15 protein-coding genes are annotated in these 16,688 nt (G+C 70.9%); 7 read left to right on the forward strand and 8 right to left on the reverse strand.

What is annotated here, in order from left to right; all coding sequences use genetic code 11:
• Positions 1-158: 158 nt before the first annotated feature.
• From ABZ385_RS31645 to cseC, 4 genes are all read left to right on the forward strand, one after another.
• Positions 159-707, forward strand: coding sequence for a SigE family RNA polymerase sigma factor (locus ABZ385_RS31645; protein WP_358586110.1), 549 nt, complete (start codon positions 159-161; stop codon positions 705-707).
• A gap of 20 nt (positions 708-727) precedes the next feature.
• Positions 728-1,333, forward strand: coding sequence for a hypothetical protein (locus ABZ385_RS31650; protein WP_358586108.1), 606 nt, complete (start codon positions 728-730; stop codon positions 1,331-1,333).
• Positions 1,334-1,387: 54 nt separating this feature from the next.
• Positions 1,388-2,101, forward strand: coding sequence for a two-component system response regulator CseB (gene cseB, locus ABZ385_RS31655; RefSeq protein ID WP_358586106.1), 714 nt, complete (start codon positions 1,388-1,390; stop codon positions 2,099-2,101).
• A gap of 149 nt (positions 2,102-2,250) precedes the next feature.
• Positions 2,251-3,561, forward strand: a complete 1,311-nt coding sequence (cseC, locus tag ABZ385_RS31660; RefSeq protein ID WP_358914030.1) for a two-component system sensor histidine kinase CseC — start codon at positions 2,251-2,253, stop codon at positions 3,559-3,561.
• Positions 3,562-3,711: 150 nt separating this feature from the next.
• Here cseC and ABZ385_RS31665 read toward each other — a convergent pair whose 3' ends face one another.
• Positions 3,712-5,346 (reverse strand): MDR family MFS transporter, encoded by a 1,635-nt coding sequence (locus tag ABZ385_RS31665; protein WP_358586104.1) that lies wholly within the window; start codon positions 5,344-5,346, stop codon positions 3,712-3,714.
• A gap of 144 nt (positions 5,347-5,490) precedes the next feature.
• Here ABZ385_RS31665 and ABZ385_RS31670 point away from each other — a divergent pair, with 144 nt between their 5' ends.
• Positions 5,491-6,078, forward strand: a complete 588-nt coding sequence (locus ABZ385_RS31670; RefSeq protein ID WP_358586102.1) for a TetR/AcrR family transcriptional regulator — start codon at positions 5,491-5,493, stop codon at positions 6,076-6,078.
• A 12-nt stretch (positions 6,079-6,090) separates the two neighbouring features.
• On the opposite strand, the gene ABZ385_RS31675 is transcribed toward ABZ385_RS31670, so the two are convergent.
• Positions 6,091-6,780, reverse strand: a complete 690-nt coding sequence (locus ABZ385_RS31675) for a M23 family metallopeptidase (protein WP_358586100.1) — start codon at positions 6,778-6,780, stop codon at positions 6,091-6,093.
• 470 nt (positions 6,781-7,250) lie between these two features.
• Here ABZ385_RS31675 and ABZ385_RS31680 point away from each other — a divergent pair, with 470 nt between their 5' ends.
• Positions 7,251-10,292 (forward strand): NACHT domain-containing protein, encoded by a 3,042-nt coding sequence (locus ABZ385_RS31680; RefSeq protein WP_358586098.1) that lies wholly within the window; start codon positions 7,251-7,253, stop codon positions 10,290-10,292.
• Positions 10,293-10,403: 111 nt separating this feature from the next.
• Here the strand turns inward: ABZ385_RS31680 and ABZ385_RS31685 are convergent, their stop codons facing one another.
• Positions 10,404-12,932 (reverse strand): ATP-dependent Clp protease ATP-binding subunit, encoded by a 2,529-nt coding sequence (locus tag ABZ385_RS31685; RefSeq protein WP_358586096.1) that lies wholly within the window; start codon positions 12,930-12,932, stop codon positions 10,404-10,406.
• Between the two features lie 440 nt (positions 12,933-13,372).
• On the opposite strand from ABZ385_RS31685, the gene ABZ385_RS31690 reads away from it, so the two are divergent.
• Positions 13,373-13,963: an SCO3374 family protein gene (locus ABZ385_RS31690; RefSeq protein ID WP_358914027.1), complete on the forward strand. Its 591-nt coding sequence runs from the start codon at positions 13,373-13,375 to the stop codon at positions 13,961-13,963.
• Here ABZ385_RS31690 and ABZ385_RS31695 read toward each other — a convergent pair.
• The 5 genes from ABZ385_RS31695 to ABZ385_RS31715 form a co-directional block, all read right to left on the reverse strand.
• Complete coding sequence (locus ABZ385_RS31695) at positions 13,942-14,280, reverse strand: Lsr2 family protein (protein WP_358586093.1); 339 nt, start codon at positions 14,278-14,280, stop codon at positions 13,942-13,944. The two genes, ABZ385_RS31690 and ABZ385_RS31695, sit on opposite strands and share 22 nt — an antisense overlap.
• 226 nt (positions 14,281-14,506) lie before the next feature.
• Complete coding sequence (locus ABZ385_RS31700) at positions 14,507-15,049, reverse strand: amino-acid N-acetyltransferase (protein ID WP_358914028.1); 543 nt, start codon at positions 15,047-15,049, stop codon at positions 14,507-14,509.
• A 10-nt stretch (positions 15,050-15,059) separates the two neighbouring features.
• Entirely contained in the window at positions 15,060-15,458 is a 399-nt protein-coding gene (locus ABZ385_RS31705; RefSeq protein ID WP_358586090.1) for a BlaI/MecI/CopY family transcriptional regulator, read from the reverse strand.
• Positions 15,459-15,589: 131 nt separating this feature from the next.
• A complete protein-coding gene (locus tag ABZ385_RS31710; RefSeq protein ID WP_358586088.1) occupies positions 15,590-15,769 on the reverse strand; it encodes a hypothetical protein in 180 nt (59 codons plus the stop codon).
• A gap of 14 nt (positions 15,770-15,783) precedes the next feature.
• Positions 15,784-16,437: a hypothetical protein gene (locus ABZ385_RS31715; protein WP_358914029.1), complete on the reverse strand. Its 654-nt coding sequence runs from the start codon at positions 16,435-16,437 to the stop codon at positions 15,784-15,786.
• Positions 16,438-16,688 lie beyond the last annotated feature (251 nt).

Below are 16,688 nucleotides of genomic sequence, written 5' to 3' on the forward strand. Positions count from 1 at the left end.
TACGCGCGCCCTACTTCTGTTACACAACCTACGCACAGCCGTGCGCCCGCCGCTGGCTGCTCCGCACAACCCCGTGACACGGCCTCCGTAGCTTCATACCCGTACCGCACGAGCAGGGACGGCGGTCGGCATCGGGGATGGAACGGAGGCGGTTTGATATGGCGCACGGCGAGGTGCTCGAGTTCGAAGAGTACGTCCGCACTCGGCAGGATGCCCTGCTGCGCAGTGCCCGGCGCCTGGTTCCGGACCCCGTGGACGCCCAGGACCTGCTGCAGACCGCGCTCGTGCGCACGTACGGCCGCTGGGACGGCATAGCCGACAAGCGGCTCGCGGACGCCTATCTGCGCCGCGTCATGATCAACACCCGTACGGAGTGGTGGCGGGCCCGCAAGCTCGAAGAGGTGCCCACCGAGCAGCTGCCCGACTGCTCCGTGGACGACTCCACGGAGCAGCACGCGGACCGCGCCCTGCTGATGGACATCCTGAAGGTGCTCGCACCCAAGCAGCGCAGCGTCGTCGTGCTGCGACACTGGGAGCAGATGTCCACAGAGGAGACGGCCGCCGCACTCGGCATGTCGGCCGGAACGGTCAAGAGCACGCTGCACCGGGCACTCGCCCGGCTCCGCCAGGAGCTGGAGAACCGGGATCGCGAGGAACTCCTCGCACGCGCGCTCGAACGTGAGGAGCGGGAGCGTTGCGCGGCCTAGGCCCCCGGGCCACCAGAAACGTGAAGGCGGTGAGCACGGCGGTGGCCGGGCTCACCGCCGTCGGCCTTTCCCTCTCCGCCTGCTCGACGGGCGGTTCCGGCGCCCGTGACGAGGGCCCGGCCCGCAGCGAGCCGGTGGTGTCCGCGTCCCCGTCGCCCTCCGCCTCCACGGTGGAGAAGAAGATCGACGCGGTGCGGCTGGTCAAGAGCGACCCGAAGGTCAGCACGGCGATCAAGCGGGACCTCAAGCCCTGCGCCGGTGAGTCGTATCCGGTGGACGTGTCGTACGGGAACCTCACCGGAGGAACTGCCTCCGATGTCGTGGTGAACGTGCTGACCTGCGCGGACGCCGTGGGCATCGGCAGTTACGTGTACCGCGCCGAGGGCGGCCGGTACGAGAATGTCTTCGCGGCCGAGGAGCCCGCCTCGGTCTACGCCGAGATCGACCGGGGCGACCTGGTCGTGACCAAGCAGCTCTACGAGAAGGGTGACGAGGTGCCCTACCCGTCCGGCGAGGAAGTGATCACCTATCACTGGTCCTCGCGCCACTTCGCCGAGACCGGGCGCACCCGCAACGACTTCAGCAGCGCGGTGAGCGCGGAGTCGCCCCCCGCGCCGTCGGCGTAGCCCCGTACAGCACCCCCAGGCACGAAACGCACCGAGAAGGACTGAGAGCAGCCGATGGCAGAACAGACCCATGTCCTGTTCGTCGAGGACGACGACGTCATCCGTGAGGCCACCCAGCTCGCCCTGGAGCGCGACGGCTTCGTGGTGACGGCCATGCCCGACGGACTGGCGGGCCTGGAGGCGTTCCGCGCGGACCAGCCGGACATCGCGCTGCTCGACGTCATGGTGCCGGGCCTGGACGGCGTCTCGCTGTGCCGGCGCATCCGCGACGAGTCGACCGTCCCGGTGATCATGCTGTCGGCGCGCGCCGACTCCATCGACGTCGTCCTCGGCCTGGAGGCGGGCGCCGACGACTACGTGACCAAGCCGTTCGACGGAGCCGTCCTGGTGGCCCGCATCCGCGCCGTCCTGCGCCGGTTCGGGCACGCGAGCGGCTCCGGCTCGGCCACGGGCGCCGGCGACGACCGGTCGTCGGCGGACGGCGGGGTGCTGCAGTTCGGCGAACTGGAGATCGACACGGAGGGCATGGAGGTCCGCAGGGACGGCACCCCGGTCGCGCTGACACCGACCGAGATGCGGCTGCTGCTCGAATTCTCCTCCGCGCCCGGCACCGTGCTCTCCCGCGACAAGCTCCTGGAGCGTGTCTGGGACTACGGCTGGGGCGGTGACACCCGCGTCGTCGACGTCCATGTGCAGCGGCTGCGCACGAAGGTGGGCCAGGACCGCATCGAGACGGTCCGTGGCTTCGGCTACAAGCTCAAGGCGTGAGCGGGCCCGTGAACGGCTTCCGTGGGGCCACGGACCGGGTACGCGGGGCCCGCGGGGTCCGTGGGGCGGCCGGGCGCGTGCGTGAGGCGCTGCGCTCCCGCCTTCGCACCGGCGGGCGCGCGAACCCGCGCGGGAGTGCGCGCGCGGCCCTGCGCACCGGCGTGCGCTGGAAGATCAGCGCGGCGATCGCGCTGGTCGGCGCGCTGGTCGCGGTGGCGCTGAGCCTGGTCGTGCACAACGCGGCGCGCGTCTCGATGCTCGACAACGCCCGGGACGTGCAGGACGAGCGCATCCAGTTCGCCCTGCGGCTGTACTCCGCCTCGCAGCGCCAGACGCTCCAGTTCGGCACGAAGGTCGACGATCCGGCGCTCCCCGAGGAGCTGCGGCAGACGGTCCTCAAGGGCCGCCGTGCCACCTTCGTGGAGGACAAGCCCGACGGGGTGCCGGACATCTGGGCGGCCGTGCCGCTCGCCGACGGGCATGTCCTGTCGCTGCACTCCCGGTTCACCGACCGCAGCGCCACCGTCATGAAGGACCTCGACCAGGCCCTGGTCATCGGCTCCATCGCGGTCGTCTTCGGCGGCTGTGCGCTGGGCGTCCTGATCGGCGGGCAGCTGTCGCGGCGCCTGCGCAAGGCGGCCACGGCGGCGAGCGAGGTCGCCCAGGGCCAGACGGACGTCAGCGTCCGCGACGCCATCGGCGGCGTGGTGAAGGACGAGACCGATGACCTGGCGAGCGCCGTGGACGCCATGGCCGACGCCCTCAAGCAGCGCCTGGAGGCCGAGCGGCGGGTCACCGCCGACATCGCGCACGAGCTGCGCACGCCGGTCACCGGACTGCTGACGGCGGCCGAGTTGCTGCCGCCGGGCCGGCCGAGCGAGCTGGTCAAGGACCGCGCGCAGGCCATGCGCACGCTCGTGGAGGACGTCCTCGAAGTGGCCCGCCTGGACTCGGCGGCCGAGCGGGCCGAGCTGCAGGACATCACCCTCGGCGAGTTTGTGACGCGGCGGATGGCGTCCCTGACCACGGAGGTGACGGTCACGGTGGTGCACGAGTCGGAGGTCACCACCGACCCGCGCCGCCTCGAGCGCATCCTCGGCAATCTCGTCGCCAACGCCGCCAAGCACGGCAAGCCGCCCATCGAGGTCAGCGTCGAGGGCCGCGTGGTCCGGGTGCGCGACCACGGGCCCGGCTTCCCCGAGGCGCTGCTGCACGAGGGCCCGAGCCGCTTCCGCACCGGCAGCGCCGACCGGGCGGGGCACGGCCACGGCCTCGGCCTGACGATCGCCGCCGGCCAGGCCCGCGTCCTCGGCGCCCGGCTCACCTTCCGCAATGTGCGCCCGGCGGGGGCCGCGCCCCACGCGAGGTCCGAGGGCGCGGTGGCCGTGCTGTGGCTGCCGGAGCACGCGCCGACCAACACGGGCAGCTTCCCGATGCTTCAGCTCCCGGACAACCTCTGACGCGCCGCTAGCAGCTCCACTCCTTGTCGAGGTCGAGGCCGCCTTCGCGGCGCTGGCAACATCAACGCACCGACAACGGCCCCCCGGCGCGAGAGCGCCGAGGGGCCGCTACCGAGAGGCCGTGGGCCCGCCGAGAAACGGCGTGCCGGATCAGGCGATGACGCCCGTGACCGGCTCCTCGGCCGCCCGCGCCGCCGGGTTCGCGTCGCCGTCGCCCGCGGGCTTCTTGTCGGCGGGGCCCGCGCCGCGCAGCGGGATCTCCTTCACGAAGAGGGAGGCCAGCAGCGCGATGACGGCGACGGCCGTGCCGAGCAGGAAGGCCGAGTGCGTCCCGGAGGCCACCGCGAACTTGTAGGCGTCGCTCACCTGCTCCGGGAGCTTCGCGAGGCTGTCCGCGTCGAGCTGGGCCGACTTCTCGGTGACCTTGCCGCCCAGTTCGCCGGCGCGCTCGGCCATCACGTCCTGGACGCGGTCGTTGAAGAGGGCGCCCATGATCGCGACGCCGAACGAGGAGCCGAGCGTACGGAAGAGGGTGGCCGAGGACGAGGCGACGCCCATGTCCTTCAGCTCGACGCTGTTCTGCGCGACGAGCATGGTGACCTGCATCAGGAAGCCCATGCCGGCGCCGAGCACCGCCATGTAGAGGCCCGAGGTGAGCCGCGTCGTCCCCGTGTCCATCTGGGCCAGCAGGAAGAAGCCGACGATCATCAGGACGGTGCCGGCGATCGGGAAGACCTTGTACTTGCCGGTCGCCGTGGTGAACCGGCCGGCGAACATGGAGACGGCCATCATCGACAGCAGCATCGGGAGCAGCAGCAGCCCGGAGTTGGTCGCCGAGGCGCCCTGCACCGACTGCTGGAAGAGCGGCAGGAAGAGCATCGCGCCGAACATCACGAAGCCGGTGATGAAGCCGATGACGGCCATCAGCGAGAAGTTGCGGCTGCGGAAGATGTGCAGCGGCATGATCGGCTCGGCGGCCTTCTTCTGTACGAGGAGGAAGCCGATGAGCGAGACGACGCCGATCGCGATGAGCTCCATGATGACGGCCGAGCTCCAGGCGTACTCCGTGCCGCCCCAGGTGGTGACCAGGACGAGCGCGCTGATGCCGACGGTGAGCAGGGCCGCGCCGAGATAGTCGATCCGCCCCTCGGCCTTCTTCTTCGGCAGGTGCAGGACGGCGGTCACCATGGCGAGCGCGACGGCGCCCAGCGGCAGGTTGATGTAGAACGCCCAGCGCCAGCCGAGGTGGTCGGTGATGGTGCCGCCGACGAGCGGGCCGCCGATCATCGCGACCGCCATGACACCGGTCATCATGCCCATGTACTTGCCGCGCTCCCGCGGCGGCACCAGGTCGCCGATGATCGCCATGACGCCGACCATCAGGCCGCCCGCGCCCAGTCCCTGGACGGCGCGGAAGCCGATGAGCTGCTGCATGTCCTGCGCCATGCCGCTGAGCGCGGAGCCGGCGAGGAAGATGACTATGGAGGTGAGGAAGGCGCCCTTGCGGCCGTACATGTCGCCGACCTTGCCCCAGATGGGGGTGGAGGCGGCGGTGGCCAGCGTGTAGCCGGTGACGACCCACGACAGGTGCTCCAGGCCGCCGAGGTCGCCGACGATCGTCGGCATGGCGGGGCTCACGATCATGTTGTCGAGCATCGCGAGCAGCATCGCGATCATCAGGGCCATCAGCACGACGCGCACACTGCGCTGTCGGGGTTCGCCCTGCGCGGCCGGTCCGGCCTTGTCCGGCTCCGGTTCGGCTCGCGCCGTGGTCTTGTCGTTCATGGTCCCCATTCCCCGCACTTCCCCAGGTCCGCCCTGGCCCCACCGGCGCCTTACTTGCCGACCGGCTAGCTGACTACACTGAGGGAAGGTAGACCCCCAACTAGCCGGGCGTCAAGTAAGTTAACCGGAGTCGAGGAGCACCCGATGGGCACGGGCACAGACAAGCAGCAGCGCCGCGGGAACACCCGCCAGCGCATTCAGGACGTGGCCCTCGAACTCTTCGCCGAACAGGGGTACGAGAAGACGTCACTGCGCGAGATCGCGGAGCGGCTGGAGGTCACGAAGGCGGCGCTGTACTACCACTTCAAGACCAAGGAGGCCATCCTCACCAGCATCTTCGACGACCTCACACGGCCCATCGACGAGCTGATCGCCTGGGGTCACGAGCAGCCCCAGCCGCCGTCCCTGGAGGTCCGCCAGCAGGTCCTGCGCCGCTACAGCGACATCCTGGTCGACGCGGCGCCGCTCTTCCGCTTCATGCAGGAGAACCAGGCCACCATGCGGGACCTGAAGACGGGCGAGAGCTTCAAGGACCGCATGTTCGGGCTCTACGAGATCCTCAAGGACCCCGGGGCGCCGATGACCGACCAGGTGCGGTGCTTCAGCGCGCTGTTCACCATGCACGGCGGGATGTTCGTCCTCAAGGACGTCGAAGGCGACCCCGAGGAGAAGCGCAGGGCCATCCTCGAAGTCGCCATCGACCTGGTCACGCAGGCCCACTCGGGCGGCTGAGCCGCCCCCGGGTCAGACGCGCACGCCGACCGAGCGCAGGAAGGCGACGGGGTCGACGGCCGAGCCGTAGTTGGGGGTCGTGCGGATCTCGAAGTGCAGGTGCGGGCCGCTGGAGTTGCCGGTGTTGCCGGACAGGGCGACGCGCTGGCCGGTGGCGACGTTCTGGCCCACCCGGACGTCGACGCGCGAGAGGTGCGCGTACTGCGAGTACGTGCCGTTGCCGTGCCTGATCACCACGGCGTTGCCGTAGGCCGGACCGTCACCGGCGCCGTTGGGGCCGGCCTTGACGACCGTACCGCCGTGCACGGCGGCGACCGGGGTGCCGACCGGGACGGCGAAGTCCTGGCCGGAGTGCTTGTGGGCCCACATGCTGCCGCCGCGGCCGAAGGTCGCGGAGAGCGTGTAGCGCTCGACCGGGTGGATCCAGGAGGCGGCCTTCGCGGCGGCGGCCTTCTTGATGCCGGCGGCCTTCTTGGCCGCGTCCTGCTGGGCCTTCTCGGCGGCCTTGGCCTGGGCGGCGGCCTGCGCGTGCACCGAGTTCACGGTGACGCCGGGCAGGACACCGCCGCTCCTGGCGCTGTCCGCAGCGACCGAGACCCCGGCTCCGAGCACCGCCGACGCGCCGAGACCGACGGCGAGAACGGCCGCCCGCGTACGGAGCGTGGACGGGCGGGGATGGTGGGACCTGGTGCGCTTCGACATGGGGACGTCCTTCGGGTGACGGGGAGGGGGCGTGCGACGACCCGGCGGACGGGAGCGGGAACGGGCCCCGCACCACCGCGCTTCACCGGGTCGGTCATCCCTTGGTAACCCGTGCTCGAACCCCTGCCAAACCCCCCATCTACTACCGAAAGCCGTAGCGACCCATGATGATTTTGGACCCTTGACACCGCCAAATCCGGACAATTCCCTCGTTGCGTGGCATGTGAATCCTTGGCCCCTCACGCGTTTGACCCCACGGGGGACAGCCTCGCGCCCCGCGCCACCCCTGGATCCCCACCCCGCGCCCCGCGACGCGCTGAAGGTCCCGGGGGTTGCGGGCCGAAGGTCCCGAACCGTTCGCCCCGGGCGCCCACTATCGGGCGTAGTACCGCGCAAACCCCCTGTGCGGCATGTCACCGGCGCCGAGGATCCGCCCCACCGCCGGTGTGGCGCCCACTACGCTCACGCCCATGGATCCCGCGGTCGTAGGCACCCGCCTCGCGTCGAGCGTCGTCACCCCGCTGATCAAGAAGCTGTTCGCCCGTGAGGGCCCCGGCGCCGGGCTCGTGGGCCGGCCCGTGCGGGTGTCCGCGCTCGTGTCCTTCCGGGGCGAGAAGCGGACCCTGACCGAGCCGGACGTACGCCGCATCGCGGAGCGGCTCGTGGCCCGGTCCCTGTCCTCACCGGGCGAGCGGCCCTTCCCGCCGGACGAGGCCGTGGCGGTCACCGACGCCCTGACCCGCGTGCTCCTGGCCCTCGGCGACCTCGACATGGACGACGTCCAGGCGGTCGGCCTCGGCCACCAGAAGCTGGCCCGCCTGCTCCTGCGCGCGGCGCGGGACGCCGACGCATGGCTGTCCGAGGACGCCGCCCGCCACCTCCACTCGGTCACCGAGTGGGCCTGCCTGCACATCCTCCAGTTCTTCACGCAGCGCTCCACCTTCGTGGCGGCCACGCTGGTCGCCCAGCGGCGGAGCCAGGACGAACTCACCGCCAAGGCCGACGCGCTGATCGCCCGCAGCCCGCTCCCCGGGGCGCGGGACGCCGCCTTCGAAGAGCGCTACCTCGCGTACGTGGCGAAGAAGCACGGCAAGCTGACGATCTTCGGGATCGACCTGACGGACACCCCGGGCAAGTGGCCGCTGGACGCGGCCTACATGTCCCTGGAGGCGACCGCGCCCTCCGGCACCGCCGACATCGTGTTGCGCCTCGGGGAGATCTGGGTGGAGGCCCTGAAGGAGAGCCACGCCGCCCGCCCGGCCGACCAGGCCCTCGCCGCCCACGACCGGGTCCTGCTGCGCGGCGAGGCCGGTTCCGGCAAGACGACCCTCGTGCAGTGGCTCGCGGTCAGCGCCGCCCGCCAGGACCTGGCCGAGGGCCCCATGACGTACCTCGCCGACCGCGTCCCCTACGTCCTGCCCCTGCGTGCCCTCACCCGGCACGGCGAACGCCTGCCCGCCCCCGCCGACTTCCTCTCCGCCGTCGGCTGCCCGCTCGCCGGTTCGCAGCCCGCCGGCTGGGAGGCGCGTGTCCTGGCGGCGGGCCGCGCCCTGGTCCTGGTCGACGGCATCGACGAGGTCCCGGACACCGAACGCGCCGCCACGCGCGCGTGGCTCACCGACCTCCTCGACGCCTACCCCGGCAACCGCTGGCTGGTGACCTCGCGCCCGGCGGCCGTACGGGCCGACTGGCTGGCGGACGAGGGCTTCACGGAGCTGACGCTCTCCGCGATGAACGAGAGGGAGGTGAGCGCCTTCATCGAACGCTGGCACGCGGCGGCGGCCACGGGCGCGCCCGACGAGGACGCGGCCCTCACCGCGTACGAGAGTCAGCTGCTCGCGGCGGTGAAGGCGAAGCCGGACCTGGGCCGCCTGGCCACCAACCCCCTGATGTGCGGCCTGATCTGTGCCCTGCACCGCGACCGCAGGGGCTTCCTGCCGCTGGGCCGCAAGGACCTCTACAGCGCCGCCCTGTCCATGCTGCTGGTCCGCAGGGACCGGGAACGCCACATGGCCGTCCCCGAGTTGCGGGAGGAGCCGCAGCTCCAGCTGCTCCAACGCCTCGCGTACTGGCTGATCCGCAACGGCCGCACGGTCCTCGACCGGACACGGGCGGAGACGATCATCGCGGACGCGCTGCCGGCCGTACCGGAGCTGGCCGCACTCGGCGACGCCCGCGCCGTCTACACGCACTTCCTGCACCGCAGCGGCCTGCTGCGCGAACCGGGCCCGGACACCGTCGACTTCGTCCACCGCACCTTCCAGGACTTCCTCGGCGCCCGCGCCGCCGTCGACGAGGGCGACTTCGGCGTCCTCGCCCGGCACGCGGCGGACGACCAGTGGCAGGACGTCATCCGCATGGCGGTGGCCCAGGCCCGCCCCCGCGAACGGGCGGAGCTCCTGCGGGACCTGCTGGCCCACGGCGACGCCCACACCGACGAGCGCTCCCGCAAGCGCGTCCACCTCCTCGCCGCGGCCTGCCTCGAACACGCGGCGGAACTGGCCCCGGCGGTACGCGAAGAGGTGGAGCGCAGGACCGCCGGGCTCATCCCGCCCCGGGACGCCGACGACGCCCGCGCCCTCGCGCAGGTCGGCCCCATGGTCCTCGACCTGCTGCCGGGCCCGGAGTCGCTGACCGCCGAGGAGGCCCGCCTGGTGACGGTCACCGCGACCCACGTGCGCTCCGACGCGGCCATCCCCTTCCTGGCCCGCTTCGCCCGCCACCCCGACCTCATGGTCCGCAGCCAGCTGATGTGGGGGTGGCACCGCTTCGACTGCCGCGCGTACGCGGACCAGGTCATCGCCCATCTCGACGCCACCGCCCTGCACTTCACGCTCCGGGACGACGTACAGATCGCGGAGCTGGAGCGGCTGGGGCTGTTTCCGAGGCGGCTGGACATGCGGGTCGGCGTCTCCCCCGAGGTCGCCTCCCGCTTCCTCGTCGCCTGCGAGCCGGCCTTCCTGCTGCTCTCCTACTCCCCGGCCCACCTCACCCCCGAGGCCCTGGCCGCCCTGCACGGCCTGGACGGGCTGAATGTCTTCAGCGTCGGCGACACCGACGAGCCCTGGAGCCTCACCCTGATCCCCGCCGAGGCCCCGCTGACGTTCCTCGGGTTCACGGGCTCCCGCTCCTCCGTGCGGGACCTGGAGCTGCTGCCCCGCTGGCCGCTCCTTGAGCGCGTCACCTTCGGGGAGAGCGGTCCGGACTCGGCCGCCGACTGGGAGACACTCGCCCGCCTGCCCCGGCTCGCCCGGCTGCACTGCGGCTCCCGCAACCTCGCGTACGCGCCCGAGGGGCTGAGCCTGCCGCGCCTCACCGAGCTCTGGCTCTCCCCCGACGGCGACTGGGAGGCGGCGACGGCCCGCATCGCCACCTTGATGCCGGGCCTTCAGCGCCTCCACGTGGAACCTCCCACCGACAGGGGAACGGTAGGGGAGCCGAGGCGGCACCTCGACGTCTCCGCCCTGCCCGACCACATCGACGTACAGGTGTGGGAGCCGTCCAAGCTCTGAGCGCCCGCTCCCCGCCGCACGGGGCACGGGGCACGGGGCACGAAAAATGGGACTGCCCCGGAACCGTACGAAACGGTCCGGGGCAGCCCCTTTAAGCGCACCCTGGGAGGGCTACGCCTCCTTGCTCAGGTTCGGGCCAGCGCCGCCACCGGCGGCCGACTCGATCGGCGGCACGTCGGGCAGTGCCGCCTTCTCCTCGCCGCGGAAGGTGAAGGTCTTGGTCTCGCCCTCGCCCTCCGTGCCGACGACCACGATGTGGCCGGGGCGCAGCTCGCCGAAGAGGATCTTCTCGGAGAGGGTGTCCTCGACCTCGCGCTGGATCGTGCGCCGCAGCGGACGCGCGCCGAGCACCGGGTCGTAACCCTTCTTCGCGAGCAGCTCCTTCGCGGACTGGGAGAGTTCCAGGCCCATGTCCCGGTCCTTCAGGCGCTCGTCCACCTTGGTGATCATCAGGTCGACGATCTGGAGGATGTCGCCCTGGCTGAGCTGCGGGAAGACGACGACGTCGTCCACGCGGTTCAGGAACTCCGGACGGAAGTGCTGCTTCAGCTCGTCGCTGACCTTGTTCTTCATGCGCTCGTAGTTGGACTTCGTGTCGCCCTGGGCGGCGAAGCCCAGGTTGAAGCCCTTGGAGATGTCACGGGTTCCAAGGTTGGTCGTCATGATGATGACCGTGTTCTTGAAGTCCACGACGCGGCCCTGGGAGTCGGTCAGGCGACCGTCCTCCAGGATCTGCAGGAGCGAGTTGAAGATGTCCGGGTGGGCCTTTTCGACCTCGTCGAAAAGGACGACGGAGAACGGCTTGCGGCGGACCTTCTCGGTCAGCTGACCGCCCTCTTCGTAACCCACGTAACCGGGGGGCGAACCGAAGAGCCGCGAGACCGTGTGCTTCTCGCTGAACTCCGACATGTCGAGGGAGATCAGCGCGTCCTCGTCACCGAAGAGGAACTCGGCGAGCGCCTTGGACAGCTCGGTCTTACCGACACCGGACGGGCCGGCGAAGATGAACGAACCGCCGGGCCGCTTCGGGTCCTTCAGACCCGCACGCGTACGCCGGATCGCCTTCGAGAGCGCCTTGACGGCATCCGTCTGGCCGATGACGCGCTTGTGGAGCTCGTCCTCCATGCGCAGCAGCCGGGAGGACTCCTCCTCCGTGAGCTTGAAGACCGGAATGCCGGTGGCGGTCGCGAGGACCTCGGCGATCAGCTCGCCGTCGACCTCGGCGACGACGTCCATGTCGCCGGCCTTCCACTCCTTCTCGCGCTTGGCCTTCGCCGCCAGCAGCTGCTTCTCCTTGTCACGGAGAGACGCCGCCTTCTCGAAGTCCTGGGAGTCGATGGCCGACTCCTTGTCGCGACGGACGCCCGCGATCTTCTCGTCGAACTCGCGGAGGTCCGGCGGCGCGGTCATCCGGCGGATGCGCATCCGGGAACCGGCCTCGTCGATCAGGTCGATCGCCTTGTCCGGCAGGAAGCGGTCCGAGATGTACCGGTCGGCCAGGGTGGCGGCCTGGACGAGCGCCTCGTCGGTGATCGACACGCGGTGGTGCGCCTCGTACCGGTCGCGCAGACCCTTGAGGATCTCGATGGTGTGCGGCAGCGACGGCTCCGCGACCTGGATGGGCTGGAAGCGGCGCTCCAGCGCGGCGTCCTTCTCCAGGTGCTTGCGGTACTCGTCGAGCGTGGTGGCACCGATGGTCTGGAGCTCACCGCGGGCCAGCATCGGCTTCAGGATCGAAGCGGCGTCGATGGCGCCCTCGGCGGCACCCGCACCGACCAGCGTGTGCAGCTCGTCGATGAACAGGATGATGTCGCCGCGGGTGCGGATCTCCTTGAGCACCTTCTTCAGGCGCTCCTCGAAGTCACCGCGGTAGCGGGAACCGGCGACCAGCGCGCCGAGGTCGAGGGTGTAGAGGTGCTTGTCCTTGAGGGTCTCGGGCACCTCGCCCTTGACGATGGCCTGCGCGAGGCCCTCGACGACGGCGGTCTTGCCGACGCCGGGCTCACCGATCAGGACCGGGTTGTTCTTCGTGCGGCGGGACAGCACCTGCATGACCCGCTCGATCTCCTTCTCGCGCCCGATGACCGGGTCGAGCTTGGACTCACGGGCGGCCTGCGTCAGGTTCCGGCCGAACTGGTCGAGCACCAGGGACGTGGAGGGCGTGCCCTCGGCAGGACCGCCGGCGGTGGCGGTCTCCTTGCCCTGGTAACCGGAGAGCAGCTGGATGACCTGCTGCCGCACCCGGTTGAGGTCGGCGCCCAGCTTGACCAGGACCTGGGCGGCGACGCCCTCGCCCTCGCGGATCAGGCCGAGCAGGATGTGCTCCGTGCCGATGTAGTTGTGGCCCAGCTGAAGGGCCTCGCGGAGCGAGAGCTCCAGGACCTTCTTGGCACGGGGGGTGAAGGGGATGTGCCCGGACGGGGCCTGCTGGCCCTGGCCGATGATCTCCTCCACCTGCTGGCGGACCGCCTCGAGCGAAATCCCGAGGCTCTCCAGGGCCTTAGCGGCGACACCCTCGCCCTCGTGGATCAAGCCCAGGAGGATGTGCTCGGTGCCGATGTAGTTGTGGTTGAGCATCCGGGCTTCTTCCTGAGCCAGGACGACAACCCGCCGCGCGCGGTCGGTGAACCTCTCGAACATCGTTAATCGCTCCTCAGAGCGGTCAGGCAGTAAGGGGTCGGTCCCCTCCCTGTCCTTCCGCAGCTTAGTCCCGCAAGCGGGGACCGCTCATTCCAACTGCCGACACCCGGCCCCCATCTCGGGGGATCTCCTGACCGCGAACGCCGACAATTGCTCCAACCCGATGGTGCGAGACGATGTTCCCGCAGGCCAGGCAGTTACCCCCACCATCAGTACGCCGATGGCGAACGTGAGACGCCCCGAACCGCGTGTCGCCCCTCCCCACTAGGGATGTCTTACCCGTGAAGCCCGGCAGTCCATGCGGCGCACCCCCATTTCCTCCGCTACGGGCGAACACCCTTGCGCCGCCGAGTGCGCTCTTGCGCCCCGCCTCCCGCCACCGAACGCATCCGGGCGGCCACCCTGCGTAACCCGGAAGGCCTTCGGACTGTTGCTGGGACATGGCCCCCACAGTTCCTCAGCCCCGGACGCCGGTCGAGCGACGCGACCCGGTGCGGCAGTGGTACGAGAACGGACTCGGCTGGGCGACCGTGCCCGGCCCCGGCCCGGTCCGGCTGGTGACGGGGCTGCGCTTCGACGTCCTCGAACTGCCCGCGGAGGCGGGCTTCGCCGCGCTGCGCCACCTCGGGCCGAAGGCACCCGTGGCGCTGTGCGGGGAAACGATGCGGCTGCTGGTGGGCGCGGGGAGCGCCGACGAGCTGCCGGGACTGCTCGACTGGCTGGAGTGGGGGGACATCCCCCTCGGCCTCACCGCCGTCGGGGCGGGCGGACGGATCGACGCGCCCACGCCTCCGGGGTGGTCCGGCTCACGGGGGGCCGCCGTGTGGCTGCGACCCCCGGAACCCGGGTGCGAGGTGGAGCCGACGCTGCCGGCGCTCGTGTCCCTGGCCTCGGTGGGGCGAGGCGGGACCGCGCACCACAGCGACCCCGCCGTGGGCTCCGATCTCGTACGGCTCGTGGACACGGCGGCGACGCAGTGCCACCGGGTCCGGCTGCGTCGTCGCAGCCGTCAGCCGTTGGCCTTCTCGTAGGCCTCACGGATCGAGGCGGGAACACGGCCGCGGTCGTTGACCTCGAAACCGTTCTCCTTCGCCCAGGCGCGGATCGCGGCGGTGTCCTGACCACCGCTCGCCGCCGACGCGCGGGCCTTGCCGCGGCCGCCCGAACTCCGGCCGCCGGTACGCCGACCGGCCTTGACGAAGTCCTCCAGGGCGCCACGGAGCTTGTCCGCGTTGGCCGTGGTGAGGTCGATCTCGTAGGACTTGCCGTCCAACGCAAACGTCACGGTCTCGTCCGCCTCGCCACCGTCGAGGTCATCGACAAGAAGGACCTGAACCTTCTGTGCCACCGGATTTCCTTTCATCGATAACTTTGAGGCCGGCCCGCACGGCGTCGCCGCCGATTCACCGGCCCCTGTTATATGCAGTACTGCAGTACGTCGGAAAGCAAACCGCTTTTGCCGGGAAAACACAAACCCTTGGCAGAGACCAGGGGGCCGGGGAAGCCCGGAAACATGCGCGTTTCGGACATAGGCCACCGGGGCAGCCGGTCGGATCGGAATACCACAGAGGCGATCACAGATGCAGAAGCATCCGACTGTTGCCCAAGGTGTTCGGTTTCACTCGTTCGAGGTCGAGGAACTCCGCGACGCCCTCGTCATAGGAACGCAGCAGCTCGCTGTAGACATCTCCGTCGACCGGAGTCTCGCCGATCTCCACGAAGCCGTGCTTGGCGAAGAAGTGGACTTCGAAGGTGAGGCAGAAAACCTTGCGCACGCCGAGCCACCGGGCGGTCTGCAGCAACTTCCCGAGCAGCTGATGCCCCACCCCTGCCCCCTTCATCGCCGGATTCACCGCGAGGGTGCGGACTTCCGCGAGGTCTTCCCACATCACGTGCAGGGCGCCGCAGCCGACCAACTCGGCGTTGTCGTCGCGTTCCGCCACCCAGAACTCCTGGATGTCCTCGTAAAGCGTCACCGTCGCTTTGTCCAGGAGGATGCGCTCGCGGACGTAGGAGTCCAGGAGCCGACGCACGGCCGGCACATCGGAGGTGCGCGCCCGGCGGACGGAAACCGCTTTTGCGCTGAGTTCGCTGAGTTCGGGGACCTCTGCTGCCATGACGCGGACGCTACCGCTCCGCGGCGCGCTCCGCGGCGCCGGGGTTCTCCGGGCCCTGGACGATACGCATGGCGTCGGTCAGGGCTTCCCGCTGTTCCGACGACATCATGCCGAAGAAGGCGACGAGAGCGGCGGCGGGGTTGTCGCTGCGCGACCAGGCTTCGTTCATCAGTGCGGCCGCGTAGGCGGCGCGGGTGGAGACCGCCTCATATCGATAGGCGCGGCCTTCCGCTTCGCGACGCACCCAGCCCTTCTGATGGAGATTGTCCAAAACGGTCATCACGGTCGTGTACGCGATGGACCGTTCCTGCTGAAGGTCTTCCAGGACTTCTCGAACGGTCACGGGGCGGTTCCACTTCCACACCCGTGTCATGACGGCGTCTTCGAGTTCTCCCAATGGACGAGGCACAGCTGAACAATAGTGGGAGACGTCCCCGATTACGGGACATTACGGGATGTTGCCCAGCAAAAAGGGCGTACGACTCGGGGGATCCGTGAGTCGTACGCCCTGCGGGGAGCCCGGGCCGGCCGGAACGGGCCTCAGGCGTTGCTCGTGTCGGGGCGCTGGCGGAGCGCTTCGGCGCGGGAGATCGCGGCGTCCGCGGCCGCGTCCTCCTTGGCCTTGTTGGCACCGCCCTGGGTCTTCACGATCGTCACGATGAGACCGCCGAAGAACACGGCCATCACTACGGGGGGCACGAGCGCGGAAACGTAGTCCATGCCCCCCAGGGTAGCTAGCCCGCGGCGAGCTGGTGCGGGGGGCCCGCCGGCGCGGGGGGCGCGGGAGGCGGGGGCGGGCCGGGGGCCGTGGGGGCCGGCGAGGGCGCCGGGCGGCGCTTGGGCGGGAAGACCTCGGCCGGGGTGGGGACCGGGCGGGGGCGCTCCTGGTCCGCGGAGGTGCGGCCGCCCGGCAGGGCCAGCAGGTGGGTGCGGGACGCGGGGACCGTGGCGGTGGCCGTGGCCGTGGCGGCGGGCAGGGGGGAGCGGGTCGGGGCCGGGACGGAGCGGCCCGCGAGGCGGGCGCGCAGGGCCCGCTCGGCCAGGACCCGGCAGCGGTCGAGCAGGGTGGCCGCGAGGGCGTTGCCGCGCAGCGCGCGCAGGGCGGCGAGGTCGTCGGGGCCCGGCTGGTAGCCGGCACCGAGCGCGTCTTCGAGGAGGGCGAGGTAGCCGGACGCGGTGCCGGGCAGGGACGCCCGGTAACGGGCGAGATCGGCCATCAGGAAGGCGCGGAGCCTGGCGCCCTCCCGCACGGCCTCGTCCACCGACTCCGCGAGGCGGAGACAGTCCTGGACGTCCTCGTCATGGGCGGGGCTGCGGTGCGGGCTGGGGTGGAGGGCAAGGGCCAGAGCGCGGCGGAGCACACGCAGCTCCTCCGCACTGAAGGCCATGCCGCCACGGGATCCGTATGGCGTGGGCATGAATTGACAATACGCGCTAAACGGACAAAATCGGGTTAACGCCAATGAAGTCGTTCCGCGCGTCTTCTGGCGGGGGCGCCTTGGGGGGTGGGGGGAGCGCCGCGTCGCGGGGGGGTTTTTGGCCCCCCCCCCCCCCCGGACGCCGGCGGCACCCCGCGGGGCGCCCCCGCCCCCCCGGCGGGGGTGGTTGGGGCCCCCGCGGGCGGTCGGCGGGCGCGCGC

Origin of the sequence: Streptomyces sp. NPDC005898 (genome assembly GCF_040629635.1) — a bacterium.
GTDB lineage: Bacteria > Actinomycetota > Actinomycetes > Streptomycetales > Streptomycetaceae > Streptomyces.

Bases quoted from the DNA above. Each gene is read 5' to 3' on its own strand.
- ABZ385_RS31645 (WP_358586110.1), top strand. From the start codon at position 159: ATGGCGCACGGCGAGGTGCTCGAGTTCGAAGAGTACGTCCGCACTCGG.
- cseB (WP_358586106.1), top strand. From the start codon at position 1,388: ATGGCAGAACAGACCCATGTCCTGTTCGTCGAGGACGACGACGTCATC.
- ABZ385_RS31665 (WP_358586104.1), bottom strand. From the start codon at position 5,346: ATGAACGACAAGACCACGGCGCGAGCCGAACCGGAGCCGGACAAGGCC.
- ABZ385_RS31670 (WP_358586102.1), top strand. From the start codon at position 5,491: ATGGGCACGGGCACAGACAAGCAGCAGCGCCGCGGGAACACCCGCCAG.
- ABZ385_RS31675 (WP_358586100.1), bottom strand. From the start codon at position 6,780: ATGTCGAAGCGCACCAGGTCCCACCATCCCCGCCCGTCCACGCTCCGT.
- ABZ385_RS31680 (WP_358586098.1), top strand. From the start codon at position 7,251: ATGGATCCCGCGGTCGTAGGCACCCGCCTCGCGTCGAGCGTCGTCACC.
- ABZ385_RS31685 (WP_358586096.1), bottom strand. From the start codon at position 12,932: ATGTTCGAGAGGTTCACCGACCGCGCGCGGCGGGTTGTCGTCCTGGCT.
- ABZ385_RS31690 (WP_358914027.1), top strand. From the start codon at position 13,373: ATGGCCCCCACAGTTCCTCAGCCCCGGACGCCGGTCGAGCGACGCGAC.
- ABZ385_RS31700 (WP_358914028.1), bottom strand. From the start codon at position 15,049: ATGGCAGCAGAGGTCCCCGAACTCAGCGAACTCAGCGCAAAAGCGGTT.
- ABZ385_RS31710 (WP_358586088.1), bottom strand. From the start codon at position 15,769: ATGGACTACGTTTCCGCGCTCGTGCCCCCCGTAGTGATGGCCGTGTTC.
- ABZ385_RS31715 (WP_358914029.1), bottom strand. From the start codon at position 16,437: ATGGCCTTCAGTGCGGAGGAGCTGCGTGTGCTCCGCCGCGCTCTGGCC.